Below are 11106 nucleotides of genomic sequence, written 5' to 3' on the forward strand. Positions count from 1 at the left end.
GGCCGGCGTCGTCTGTCGCGCGCGCGGGCAGGTGTCACAGCCCGCCGTAGATCGCGTCGGCGACGGCGGTCTTGGCCGCGAGTCGATCGGCGACGGCGTGGTGCTCGAAGCCCGGTGCGGACGGCGGTTGCGCGCCGGCGTCGTCCAGGCTCACCCACCGAGATCCCGCGGCGACCAGTGACTCGTGTTTCACGGGGTAGTAGTCACCCCGCCCGGGCAGGTACACCCCTGACGCTCCGGTAGCCGCGGCGAGCAGGTGGAAGTGGAATCGCGACGAGATCCACACCTGACCCGGCCGTGCCGGCAACCCTCCGTTCCACAGCTCCTCGAACGGCACGAACAACGCGCCGGGGAGGGCGTCCGAGAGGCGCTCGTAGGCGTGTCGATCGGTTCGCGGGATGCCCTCGACGAACGCGCAGTCGTCGCCGCGGATCCCCCATCTGTCGACGAGGTCCCGCAGTGCTTCGTCGATGCGGGCGGAAGCCAGTTCATCGGACGCACCGACGTCCGCGACGAGGTCGGACTGGACCACGAACATCCACCGTCGCCGGGCTGCCTCGTCGTCGGGCGAGTACACCCTGCCCGGTTGGCCCTGTGTCAGCCAGACGTCGTCACCGCTGACCGACACCTGCCCTCCCGACCGGCGCAGTACCTGCGCAGACAGTTCGTCCCGGGCGTCGACCACGTCCACGTCGTCGACGACGGCGGCGAGCACGTCGGTCCATGGGGACGGCGACGGGGGTACCGGCATCACCCCCTGACCGGTGACCGCGACCCGGGCACCACCGACGCGCGCCGCGGACCGGGCGGCCTGGACCACCAGCAGGTTGTGCGGCCACAACGCGTTGACGTATCCGCCTCCCAGCACGTGGATCACGCTCGCCCGATGCAGCAGTCGGACACCGCTCGCCAGGTGGGGCTCGAGCCCGGGGTCCACGATCGCCGCGTGCATGTGATCGACGGCGTCCTCGACGGGCGCGTGGTGCAGCGCGGCCGCGAGACGCCAGACGGTGTCCACCACCATCAGGCGAGGATGCTCGCGGTGCAGGAGCACCGAGGCGCTGCCGGGTGTGTGGCAGTCGAGGACGATCTCGGCGTCAGGATGACGCGCGGCGACGTGACGGATCCATGTGCGTGCGATCACCTCGTCGCCGAAGTTGGGAACCCCGGCCGGGGCGATGAGATACACCAGCGGCGGATCGGACGGAACGGGTGGCTCGGATCGCCGGGCGCCGGGCAACAACGAGCGGAGGAATGCCATCTGCCACCTCCTCACGGTGCGATGGGCAGCGCCGGAACGGGTACAGGACCCTCATCGTGAGAACACGCTAGCGGCCGGCCGGGTCGGCGATCGGAATCGGGCGACTCGGACGTGACACAGGTCACCGACCGGAAACCGTGCAAGCCTCCCATCCGTTGCGACTACACACACGACACAGAGGTGAGAGTCACTCGCCTCGAGGCGAGAGGAGCACGCCATGGCAGACGCTGCCGACAAGGCCGAGAACCTGGTGGACAAGGCGACGGACGCCGCCTCGGACGCTGCGGACACCGCCAAGGACAAGGCCCAGCAGGCAGGCGGGTCCGCGAAGAAGGCAGCCGGTGAGGCCACCGGCGATTCGCAGCTGAAGGCGGAGGGCTCGGCCGACAAGGCCAAGGCCGAGACCAAGCAGGCTGCGGACAAGGCAGCCGACGCCGCAGGGGATGTCGCCGACAAGGCCAAGGAGGCCGCGAGCTCGGTCTCCGAGCAGGCGAAAGAGGTCGCAGACACCACGAAGGGCGCCGCTGCCGACGCGAAGGCCCAGGCCAAGGACGTCGCCGAGGGCGCCAAGCAGGAGGCCCAGCAGACGGTCTCCCAGATCCGGGGCACCGTCGAGAACATGGACTCGCGCGACGTGCAGAAGGCCGCACAGAACCCCGCCGTCATCGGCGCGGTCGTCGCAGCCCTCGTCGCCGTGATCGCGATCGTCGTCGCCCGTCGACGCTGACACCCGCAGACCTCTCGTGGCCGGTCATCCACATCCGTGGGTGACCGGCCACGGTTGTCATGCGAGCGGCCCCGCCGCCTCGTAGGGTCGCAGCCGATGAGCGACTCGGTGACGGTCACGATCCCGGCCCACAACGCGGTGGACACCGTCGCGACCGCCATCAGGTCCACCGCACGATCACTGCCCGACGACGGCCGCATCCTCGTTCTCGACGACGCCAGCACCGACGGCACCGCCGACGTCCTCCGCGCCGAGGCGCGTCGCGACCGCCGCGTCGGCGTGCTCACCAACACCGGCGCACCACTCGGAGTCCACGGCGCCGCGAATCAGCTTCTGCAGCAGTCGCAGACGCGATGGGTGGCACGGATCGACGCCGACGACATCTCCCTTCCCGGGCGCATCAGGCGACAGATGCGGGCGCTCGCCCGCGGCGATGCCGACGTCGTGGTCACCGGCGCGTGGTTCTACGGGCCGTCCCGGTTCGCCATCGAACCCGTGCCCCTGCTCGCGGCCGATCCGCGATCGGTCGTCCACGAGCTGCTCCTCAACTGCCCGTTCATCCAGTCCGGCCTCGCCGCGCGACGCAGCACGCTGCTCGACGTCGGCGGGTACCACGCTGTCCCGTCGGAGGACTGGAACCTCTTCATGCGTCTCGCTCTCGCGGGCGTCCGCATGCGGCGGCATGCTGCGCCGGGGATCCTCTACCGCAGATCACCGACGCAGATGTCCGCCCAGGAGGAGTGGAAGTCCGCCTTGCGCGCCGATCAGCCGACCGCGGCGGTCCACCGCGAGCTCTGCCGGGAGATCCTCGGCCTCCAGGTCGACGCCTACCCCGCGCTCTGTGGTCCGGGCGCGACGGTGGAGCAGGTCGCGGGGGCACGACTCGTGATCCGTCAGGTGTCCGCTGCGGCACGCGGATTCGCGATCGCCGAGCGGATCTCGCTGACGATCACCGCATCCGGCCTCGGCAAGCGCCTCGACGGGTGGTACGGAACCTCGTGAGTGACGATGTACGGACGCTGACGCATCTGCGTCGTGCGCGTGACCTGATGGATCGCGAGTACGCGCAGCCGCTCGACGTCCCGACCGTCGCCGCCCACGCGTTCATGTCGCCGGCGCACTTCTCTCGTCGCTTCGTCGCGGCGTACGGCGAGACTCCCTACAGCTACCTGATGTCGCGGCGCATCGAGCGAGCCATGGCGCTGCTGCGCGCCGGCTGGAGCGTGACCGACACCTGCATGGCGGTCGGCTGCACGTCGCTCGGGTCCTTCAGCAGCCGATTCCATGCGATCACCGGGGAGACACCGAGTGCGTACCGCGCGCAGGACCACTCGGCGGTGACCGCGATGCCCAGCTGCCTGGCCCGTGTGGCATGTCGTCCTGGTCCGAGCAGATTCGGAGAAGGATCCGGCCACCGGCTTCCGTAGCTTCTCCGACATGACGCTCACCCTCGCCTTCACCCATCTCACCGTGCACGACGTCGACGACGCCCTGGCCTTCTACCGCGACGCGCTGGGGCTCACGGTCCTCAACGACGTCGCGGCCGGCGGCGGACGGTGGGTCACCGTCGCCTCGGACTCACAGCCTGGTGTCGCGGTGGTTCTGTCGACGCCGGCGTCGGGTCGCGGACCGGAGGACGCCGGCGCGATGGAGGACCTGCTCGCGAAGGGCTCCCTGCCGATGATCGGTTTCGCCACCGACGATCTCGACGGTCTCTTCGAGAGGGTCGCCGCCTCGGGCGCGGAGGTGCTCCAAGAGCCCATGGACCAGCCGTGGGGCCCGCGTGACTGCGCGTTCCGGGACCCCTCCGGGACGACGGTGCGGGTCACCGCGACGTCCTGAGGGATCACCCCTCGGCGAGGTCGGCCCCGTAGCCGCGGATCGCGTCGATCAGCACGGTGAAGACGCGGTGCGCTGTCGCCAGGTCGGCATCGTCGATGTCGGCGAGGGCGGTCCGGGTGAGAGCACCGAGGGGCCCGAAGAACTCCCGCGCGACCTCCATGCCGTGGTCGTCGTAGCGCAGGATGACGCGCCGACGGTCGGTCGGATGTGCTTCGCGACGGATGTGACCGGAGGCGATCATCCGCTCCACCAGGTAGGTCATCGCGGCCGACGACATCCCCAACGACGCACCCAGGCGACCGACGGTGAGCGGGTCCCCGTCGACGTCGGCGACCATGATGCGCAGCAGTGCCTGGAAGTCGTTGGCCGACAGGTCGTGCCGCGAGGCGAACATCCGACCGATCTGTTCCGACGCCGCCGACAGCGCGCGCATGTCGGAGGCCATCGCCGACTCCAGTTCCGCCCTGTCCACGTCGAGAGCGTACGTCGACCCGCCAGAAATCTCAGTTGCTGAATGGTTCAGTTCTTGAGAGAGTTGTCCTCATGGCCGCCGCATGGGATCGCTTCTCGGCACTCGTCACCGGACGCCGCTCCTGGATCGTCGGGCTCGTCGTCCTGGTCGTCGGACTGGGCGCGATGGGCGCGATCGGCAGCAACTCCTCCGGCGACGACTCCCCGAACTCGCTGCCGGACGACGCGCAGTCGGCCCGCATCGACTCCTACCTCGCGGCCTTCCCCGACGCTCAGGTCGCGTCGGCCATCCTCGTCGTCGACCGTGTCGACGGGGCCGTCCTCACCTCGGCGGACCGCACCGCCGTCACGGCGGCCCGCGAGCGGATGCTCGCCACCGATCGCGCGACGCAGGCCGACGCGTCCGGCCCACCCCTGGTGGTGTCACCCGACGGCAAGGCCGCCATCGCGACCGTCCCGGTGTCGTCGGAGATCAGCGGCTTCACCCTTCGCGACACCGTCGACGCACTGCGCAGCGCCGCCGACCGCGGCCTCCCGCCCGACCTGTCGGCCCACGTGACCGGCGGCCCGGCGTTCGCAGCCGACATCGCGAACTCGTTCTCCGGCGCGAACGTCACCCTGCTCGCGGTGACCGCACTCGTGGTCGCGCTCCTGCTGATCGCGACCTACCGGTCGCCCGTCCTGTGGTTGGTCCCCCTGGTCGTGGTGGCCGTCGCGGACCGTGTCGCATCCTCGGCGGGGACAGCACTGTCCGATGCGACGGGCCTCGCCTTCGACGGGTCGACGTCGGGCATCACCAGCGTGCTCGTGTTCGGTGCCGGCACGAACTACGCGCTGCTGATCATCTCCCGATATCGCGAGGAGCTCCGCCGGCACACCGATCACCGCGACGCCCTACGCGCCGCAGTCCGACGAGCCGGTCCCGCAGTCCTCGCCAGCAACGTCACCGTGGTTCTCGCACTGCTCACCCTGCTTGTCGCGGCGCTGCCGAGCACGCGCAGTCTGGGCGCGGCAGCGGCGGTCGGGCTGCTGTTCGCCATGGTGTTCGCGCTGTTCGTCCTACCGCCGGCGCTCAGCCTGTTCGGTCGGAAGCTGTTCTGGCCGTTCGTCCCCCGGGTCGACGAGTCGCTGACCGACGACGACGCCGACCTGCACTCCACCGGAGCGTGGCATCGCGTCGCCGCGGCCGTCGTCGCCCATCCGACGAGATCGGTGTCCGCCGCGGTCGTCGTCCTCGCCGTGTGTGCGCTGGGCGTCCTCGGCACCTCGATCGGGTTGAGCCAGACCGAGCAGTTCCGCGTGACCGCCGACTCCGTCACCGGCTTCGACGTCCTCGACGAGCACTTCCCCGCGGGACAGTCCGACCCGAGCACCGTCGTCGCGCGGACCTCCGCTGCGGGAGCCGTCGAGACGACCCTGCGTGAGACGCCCGGCGTCGAGTCGGTGACCCCGACCGGCACCTCACCGGACGGGTACTCACGGTGGAGCGTCGTGCTCACGTCGGCACCCGCGTCCGACGGGGCGTTCGACTCGGTCGAGACGATGCGCGACCGGCTGGCCGACATCTCCGGCGCCGACGCACTGGTGGGCGGCAGCGACGCCCGCGCCCTCGACACCCGCAACGCTGCCGCCGACGACCGCGTGCTGGTGATCCCGCTGATCCTCGCCGTGGTGCTGATCGTGCTGTACGTCCTGTTGCGATCGGCCCTGGCGCCGGTACTGCTGGTGCTGGCCACGGTCCTCAGCACCGTCGCGGCCATCGGGCTGGGCACCTTCGTCGGCGTGCACCTCGTCGGGTTCCCGGCGCTCGACAACAACACGGTGCTGTTCTCGTTCCTGTTCCTCGTGGCCCTCGGCGTCGACTACACGATCTTCCTGGTCACCCGAGCGCGCGAGGAGAGCGTCCGGCACCTCGTCCCGGAGGCGATGACACGGGCGGTCGCAGCGACGGGTGGCGTCATCACCAGCGCGGGGATCGTCCTCGCGGCGGTGTTCGCCGTCCTGGGCGTCCTCCCGCTCATCACGCTGACGCAGCTCGGCATCATCGTCGGCCTCGGCATCCTGCTCGACACCTTCGTGGTGCGCACCGTCGTCGTCCCGGCGCTGTTCACCCTCGTCGGCGAGCGGATCTGGTGGCCCACTCCCCCGCGGGAGCACGCCTCGCTACGCTGACGCCATGAGCGAAACGAGAACACGTTCTAGCATCTTGGACCGTTTCCGGCTCGACGAACGCACCGCGGTCGTCACCGGAGCCGGGCGTGGGCTCGGCGCGGCCATCGCCGTGGCGTTCGCCGAGGCCGGGGCCGATGTCGTCATCTCCTCGCGGACCGCGGAACAGCTCGACTCGGTCGCCGACCAGATCCGGTCCGTCGGCCGACGAGCAGTCACGGTCGCCGCCGACCTGAGCGATCCGGAGGTGACGGCGGAACTCGCCACCACCGCCGAGTCGGAGTTCGGTCGGCTCGACATCGTCGTGAACAACGTCGGCGGGACGTTCCCGAACGCCCTGCTGGACACGTCGGCGTCGTCGCTGGAGAAGGCGTTCCGCTTCAACGTGGCGACCGCCCACGCGCTCACGTGCGCGGCCGTACCCCTGATGCTGCGCAACGACTCCGGCGGATCGATCATCAACATCACCTCGACGATGGGCCGGCTGCCCGGGCGCGGGTTCGTCGCGTACGGGACGGCGAAAGCCGCTCTCGCCCACTACACCCGCCTGGCGGCCGAGGATCTCGCGCCGCGGATCCGGGTGAACGCGATCGCCCCGGGGTCGATCGCGACGTCGGCGCTGGAGATGGTGACCGGCGACGACGGGATGCGGAGCGCGCTCGAGGCCGCCACACCGTTGCACCGCATCGGCGATCCGGCCGAGATCGCCGCCGCGGCGGTGTATCTCGCGTCCGACGCCGGCGCCTACTCCACCGGCAAGATCCTCGAGGTCGACGGCGGCATCATCAAACCCAACATGGAGCTGGGACTGCCCGACCTCTGAGGGGTCGCGGCGCGGCGTCAGTCGAAGGCGTGTTCGTCGATGCGCTTCCCGCCGGCGAGACCGTGCCACCCCATCTGCACCATCAGGTCGGCGGCGGTGTCGAGATCGATGTCGCCCTCGGAGATCCGATCGGCGACCGCCTCGCCCGCACCGACCAACGCGACGGCCATCAACTCGAACTCGCGGTCGGTCGCCCGTTCGACGGTCGTCCCGCGGCGCAGCAGGTCGGCGATCATCTCGATGAGACGCGCGCGACTGGCGTCGACGAGACCGGCGAACGCCGCCTGCCCGGTCGCCACGCGGTAGAGGACGCGCCACGAGTCGCGGTTGGCGTCGACGAAGCGCAGGAACTCGTAGATGACGGTCCGGGCCTGGTCGCGCTGCCGCAGACGAGGATCGAACCCGGTGGTCATCGCCTCGATGAACCGGGCGCCCTCACGGTTGAGACATGCGGCGAAGAGTTCGTCCTTGGATCCGTGGTAGAGGTACAGCATCGGCTTGCTGATGTCGGCCGCCGCGGCGATCGCGTCCATCGAGGTCTCGCGAAAACCCTTTTCCGCGAATACTTTCACCGCCGCGTCGAGCATCTGCTGTTCCCGGACCGCGCGAGGCAGTCGCTTCGTACCTCCCGGCATGGCGTCCACCTGCCTCTCCGTGCTCGCCCCACCCGGCGTGACCGGGCCGACCTACAACTTACCAGGCGGTAAGTTAGCCGGGTCCGCGCGTCGTCGATCAGTCGGCGGAGGCGAGGCCGGCGCCGCTGTGATGCACCGCGTGCAGCGCGGCGGCGACGGTCGCGGCGACGATCCCCTCGTCGACGGCGCCGAGCGCGGGCAGCAGCGTCCGCAGCATCAACGGGCCGATGAGCAGGTCGGCGACCTGCTCGACGTTCTGCCCGACCTCGATCTCCCCCCGGCCGGAGGCCTGGTCCAGGGCGGTGGCGACCGCCGCCCGACGCGGTCCCATGACGTCGTCGAGGAGTCGGCTGCGGAGGGCGTCGTTACGAGAACTCTCCTCGATGAGACCGGGGAGAGCCTTGACCACGAGCGGGTCGGTGAAGAAGGCCACCTGCGCCTGCTGGATGCGACGCAGATCGGTGGGCAGATCCCCGGAGTCCAGGGTCGGAGCGAACACCAGTCGCGAACTGACGGCCGCGGAGACGATCTGTGCGAGCGAGGCGTACCGCCGGTAGACGGCGGGGCGGGTGGTGCCCGCGGCCCGAGCGACCGCGTCGATGGTGGTGGCGCCGTATCCGTTCTCCACGACCATCCGCGCCGCCTCGTCGAGGATGGCGTCGTCGATCGAAGAATCTCTCGGCCTACCGGTATTGACCATCAAACATTACAGACTGTAACGTAACGTGGCATGAGGACGAGGGTAGCAGCGCAGGGGGTCACCTGTCTCGGGGGGCGCTGCGCCTTCGGTCGGATGGGGGAGTCCGATGGGTGAGGCTGTGCTGTGGGTGTTGATCATCGTGACCATCGCGGTGTTGACCACCATCAGTGCGATCACGCTCCTCGTCATCTCGCGACTTCGGGACCCGGGGGGGGATCCCGACGTCACGGGAATGCAGGTCGACTGGCCTCTGCCGATCGACCTCGCGTCCGCTGACACGCGGGCACTGCGCGACTGACGAACGGTTTTTACGTGGGGTATTCCGTTCGTCGGACAGTCCGAGGACTGCACATCGCGTAGTGCCCGCGTGGAGCACACGGCCAGCGGCCGTGACCATTCCACGCGGACCACACACTTCTCGTGGGGGTCGAGCATCACCGATCCTCAGCACGCGCCGGTCGCGCGCAGCACGCGGTCGACGGACTGGTCGACGCGAGCCGTCGTGAGTCGGCCGCTCCGTACCGCCGTCGTCAGCGCGTCCAGCACAGCCGGCACCGGCGACGTCGTCAGCCACAACGCCAGGTCGGCACCCGCCTCGATCGCCCGGACCACCGCCTCGGTGATGCCGTAGCGCGCCGAGATCGCGGCCATCCCGCTGAGGTCGTCGGTGAAGATCGGCCCGTCGAACGGCTTCCCGCCGTAGCCGACACCCGTCCGCAGCATCCGCATCGCGGCCGGCGAGATGCTCGCGGGCAGTTCGTCTCCCGTCAGCCCGGGCACGATCAGGTGCCCGACCATCACCCCGGTCGCCGGCGGACCCGCGGGCCCCGGCAGCAACGTCCGGTACGGGACGAGGTCGTCGGTGCGCAGTTGTGACAGGGGCGGCGTGCGGACCGTGCCGGTGTGCGAGTCACCGGATCCGTGCCCGTGACCGGGGAAGTGCTTGAACACCGGCATGATCCCGGCGTCCCGCAGACCGTCGGCGAACGCCCCCGCGTAGGTGGCGACCGTCGCCGGGTCGTCGGAGAACGACCGGTCACCGATCACCGTGTCGTCGGGCTGATCGCTGACGTCCGCGTCGGGCGCGAGGTCGACCGTGATGCCCAGCCGCTTCATCCCCTCCCCCGTGCGCCGGGCGATCGCCCGTACCTGCGCCGGTGTGGAGGTGCGCGCCAGTTCCCGCGCCGACGGGCTGTCGATGCCGAGGTCGGCCAAGCGCGAGACGCGGCCACCCTCCTGGTCGATCGAGACCAGCACCGGCCGTGGGCCGGACCGCGCGATCGACCGGAGTCGCCCGTTCTCGTAGATGGACGGATCGGTGCTGCTCTGCAGGAAGATGCCCCCGACGTGCTCATCACGCACGACGCGTAGCGCGTCCGAGGGCCCGGTCACCCCGACGACCAGCAGCGACGCGAGCTTGTCGCGCAGGCTCATTCCCCCGATGGTCGACGCGCACCGGGTGGTCGCGACCGGAGAGGCTGCGAGCGATGCGGTCGACGTCGAGGACGTCGGCGCACTCGTGGGGGTCGACGACCCCTCGGCCCCTGCGGGTTGCGCCGTCGAACACGCGGTCGTCGTGACGGCGACCAGCGCGAGCGCGGCGAATCCCCAGCGGTGTCGACGTCGATCCCAGGACATGCCGAGCAGTCTCGCACGCATCCCGTCGTGACCCTCCGAACAGGGCGAACCGGACTACCCTGGGACACGGGGCCGTCGAGAGGAGTCCTGCGATGAACACCAACGGCAACGCCACCACGGACCTGGTCATGATCGCCTACGACGGGTCGGAGAACGCCGATCGCGCGATCGACCACGCCGCCCGGTTCCTCGCCGGGAAGCGCGCGGCCGTCGTCACGGCGTGGGAGACGGGGACACATCAGTCGGCGCGGCTCTCCAGCGCCGCGGGCATGCAGCCCCTGTTCGCAGCCGGTGTCGACACCGAGGTCGACGACCTGCTGCGCGAGGAGGCCCAGCACATCGTGGACACCGGCGTCGCGCGGGCCCGTGCCGGCGGCCTCGACGCCGTCGGCCACCTGGCCGAGGTGTCCGGGACGGTGTGGGGTGCCCTGGTCGACGCCGCCGACGAACTCGAGGCCGACGTCCTCGTCACCGGCACCCGCGGGGCGTCGGGTCTGCGGGCCCTGCTGCACAGCAGCGTCGCCGAGGCCGTGCTGCGTCACTGCAGCCGTCCGGTGCTGGTGGTACCGGCGAGTTGCGCGGCCGACGAGAGCCGGTGAGCGCAGGGGCGGATGGTAGCTTGACCGCATGACCGACAACCGCCTCATCGCCGGAGCCGTCGCCGGGATCATGGGCGTCATCGTCGCCATCGCGGTCGTCTTCCTCGGCGGCTTCCTCGCCTCGAGTGACACGCCGTCGACATCGGTCAACAGCTTCAACGCGGACAACGGCTTCGTGAAGGGTTCCGTCGACTACGGCACCCGCGACAGCGCCGGAGTGCGGAACTGACCTCTGCCACCT

The 11106-nt window shown here is 70.3% G+C and carries 14 protein-coding genes; 9 read left to right on the top strand and 5 right to left on the bottom strand.

Features of this window, described 5'->3' with window-relative positions; translation table 11 throughout:
* Positions 1-34: 34 nt before the first annotated feature.
* Entirely contained in the window at positions 35-1261 is a 1227-nt protein-coding gene (locus ACXVUM_RS05735; RefSeq protein WP_458520876.1) for a polysaccharide pyruvyl transferase family protein, read from the bottom strand.
* Between the two features lie 217 nt (positions 1262-1478).
* On the opposite strand from ACXVUM_RS05735, the gene ACXVUM_RS05740 reads away from it, so the two are divergent.
* From ACXVUM_RS05740 to ACXVUM_RS05755, 4 genes are all read left to right on the top strand, one after another.
* Positions 1479-1988: a CsbD family protein gene (locus ACXVUM_RS05740; RefSeq protein WP_458520877.1), complete on the top strand. Its 510-nt coding sequence runs from the start codon at positions 1479-1481 to the stop codon at positions 1986-1988.
* Positions 1989-2084: 96 nt separating this feature from the next.
* Positions 2085-2990 (top strand): glycosyltransferase family 2 protein, encoded by a 906-nt coding sequence (locus ACXVUM_RS05745; protein ID WP_458520878.1) that lies wholly within the window; start codon positions 2085-2087, stop codon positions 2988-2990.
* 47 nt (positions 2991-3037) lie between these two features.
* Positions 3038-3415 carry a helix-turn-helix transcriptional regulator gene (locus ACXVUM_RS05750; protein ID WP_458522792.1) on the top strand — a complete coding sequence of 126 codons (378 nt, stop codon included), beginning with the start codon at positions 3038-3040 and terminating at the stop codon, positions 3413-3415.
* 10 nt (positions 3416-3425) lie between these two features.
* Complete coding sequence (locus ACXVUM_RS05755; RefSeq protein WP_458520879.1) at positions 3426-3830, top strand: VOC family protein; 405 nt, start codon at positions 3426-3428, stop codon at positions 3828-3830.
* 4 nt (positions 3831-3834) lie between these two features.
* Here the strand turns inward: ACXVUM_RS05755 and ACXVUM_RS05760 are convergent, their stop codons facing one another.
* Positions 3835-4275: a MarR family winged helix-turn-helix transcriptional regulator gene (locus ACXVUM_RS05760; RefSeq protein ID WP_458522793.1), complete on the bottom strand. Its 441-nt coding sequence runs from the start codon at positions 4273-4275 to the stop codon at positions 3835-3837.
* A gap of 98 nt (positions 4276-4373) precedes the next feature.
* Here ACXVUM_RS05760 and ACXVUM_RS05765 point away from each other — a divergent pair, with 98 nt between their 5' ends.
* Together ACXVUM_RS05765 and ACXVUM_RS05770 are read left to right on the top strand one after the other, a co-directional pair.
* On the top strand, positions 4374-6473 hold the full coding sequence (locus ACXVUM_RS05765) for an MMPL family transporter (RefSeq protein WP_458520880.1): 2100 nt from the start codon (positions 4374-4376) through the stop codon (positions 6471-6473).
* Between the two features lie 4 nt (positions 6474-6477).
* The gene (locus ACXVUM_RS05770; RefSeq protein WP_458520881.1) at positions 6478-7293 is read left to right on the top strand and encodes an SDR family oxidoreductase; all 816 of its coding nucleotides are present in this window, start codon (positions 6478-6480) and stop codon (positions 7291-7293) included.
* Between the two features lie 17 nt (positions 7294-7310).
* On the opposite strand, the gene ACXVUM_RS05775 is transcribed toward ACXVUM_RS05770, so the two are convergent.
* Together ACXVUM_RS05775 and ACXVUM_RS05780 are read right to left on the bottom strand one after the other, a co-directional pair.
* Positions 7311-7928: a TetR/AcrR family transcriptional regulator gene (locus tag ACXVUM_RS05775; RefSeq protein ID WP_458520882.1), complete on the bottom strand. Its 618-nt coding sequence runs from the start codon at positions 7926-7928 to the stop codon at positions 7311-7313.
* Between the two features lie 97 nt (positions 7929-8025).
* The gene (locus tag ACXVUM_RS05780) at positions 8026-8628 is read right to left on the bottom strand and encodes a TetR/AcrR family transcriptional regulator (RefSeq protein WP_458520883.1); all 603 of its coding nucleotides are present in this window, start codon (positions 8626-8628) and stop codon (positions 8026-8028) included.
* 106 nt (positions 8629-8734) lie between these two features.
* On the opposite strand from ACXVUM_RS05780, the gene ACXVUM_RS05785 reads away from it, so the two are divergent.
* Entirely contained in the window at positions 8735-8926 is a 192-nt protein-coding gene (locus ACXVUM_RS05785; protein WP_458520884.1) for a hypothetical protein, read from the top strand.
* A gap of 146 nt (positions 8927-9072) precedes the next feature.
* On the opposite strand, the gene ACXVUM_RS05790 is transcribed toward ACXVUM_RS05785, so the two are convergent.
* Positions 9073-10266, bottom strand: a complete 1194-nt coding sequence (locus tag ACXVUM_RS05790) for a glycoside hydrolase family 3 N-terminal domain-containing protein (RefSeq protein ID WP_458520885.1) — start codon at positions 10264-10266, stop codon at positions 9073-9075.
* Positions 10267-10358: 92 nt separating this feature from the next.
* Here ACXVUM_RS05790 and ACXVUM_RS05795 point away from each other — a divergent pair, with 92 nt between their 5' ends.
* Both ACXVUM_RS05795 and ACXVUM_RS05800 read left to right on the top strand, forming a co-directional pair.
* The gene (locus ACXVUM_RS05795; RefSeq protein ID WP_458520886.1) at positions 10359-10865 is read left to right on the top strand and encodes a universal stress protein; all 507 of its coding nucleotides are present in this window, start codon (positions 10359-10361) and stop codon (positions 10863-10865) included.
* Between the two features lie 28 nt (positions 10866-10893).
* A complete protein-coding gene (locus ACXVUM_RS05800; protein WP_458520887.1) occupies positions 10894-11094 on the top strand; it encodes a DUF2613 domain-containing protein in 201 nt (66 codons plus the stop codon).
* Positions 11095-11106: the final 12 nt, after the last annotated feature.

Source organism: Williamsia sp. SKLECPSW1 (assembly GCF_054332755.1).

Bases quoted from the DNA above. Each gene is read 5' to 3' on its own strand.
- ACXVUM_RS05770 (WP_458520881.1), top strand. From the start codon at position 6,478: ATGAGCGAAACGAGAACACGTTCTAGCATCTTGGACCGTTTCCGGCTC.
- ACXVUM_RS05750 (WP_458522792.1), top strand. From the start codon at position 3,038: ATGGATCGCGAGTACGCGCAGCCGCTCGACGTCCCGACCGTCGCCGCC.
- ACXVUM_RS05740 (WP_458520877.1), top strand. From the start codon at position 1,479: ATGGCAGACGCTGCCGACAAGGCCGAGAACCTGGTGGACAAGGCGACG.
- ACXVUM_RS05785 (WP_458520884.1), top strand. From the start codon at position 8,735: ATGGGTGAGGCTGTGCTGTGGGTGTTGATCATCGTGACCATCGCGGTG.
- ACXVUM_RS05800 (WP_458520887.1), top strand. From the start codon at position 10,894: ATGACCGACAACCGCCTCATCGCCGGAGCCGTCGCCGGGATCATGGGC.
- ACXVUM_RS05745 (WP_458520878.1), top strand. From the start codon at position 2,085: ATGAGCGACTCGGTGACGGTCACGATCCCGGCCCACAACGCGGTGGAC.
- ACXVUM_RS05780 (WP_458520883.1), bottom strand. From the start codon at position 8,628: ATGGTCAATACCGGTAGGCCGAGAGATTCTTCGATCGACGACGCCATC.
- ACXVUM_RS05760 (WP_458522793.1), bottom strand. From the start codon at position 4,275: ATGGCCTCCGACATGCGCGCGCTGTCGGCGGCGTCGGAACAGATCGGT.
- ACXVUM_RS05795 (WP_458520886.1), top strand. From the start codon at position 10,359: ATGAACACCAACGGCAACGCCACCACGGACCTGGTCATGATCGCCTAC.
- ACXVUM_RS05735 (WP_458520876.1), bottom strand. From the start codon at position 1,261: ATGGCATTCCTCCGCTCGTTGTTGCCCGGCGCCCGGCGATCCGAGCCA.
- ACXVUM_RS05775 (WP_458520882.1), bottom strand. From the start codon at position 7,928: ATGCCGGGAGGTACGAAGCGACTGCCTCGCGCGGTCCGGGAACAGCAG.
- ACXVUM_RS05790 (WP_458520885.1), bottom strand. From the start codon at position 10,266: ATGTCCTGGGATCGACGTCGACACCGCTGGGGATTCGCCGCGCTCGCG.
- ACXVUM_RS05755 (WP_458520879.1), top strand. From the start codon at position 3,426: ATGACGCTCACCCTCGCCTTCACCCATCTCACCGTGCACGACGTCGAC.
- ACXVUM_RS05765 (WP_458520880.1), top strand. From the start codon at position 4,374: ATGGCCGCCGCATGGGATCGCTTCTCGGCACTCGTCACCGGACGCCGC.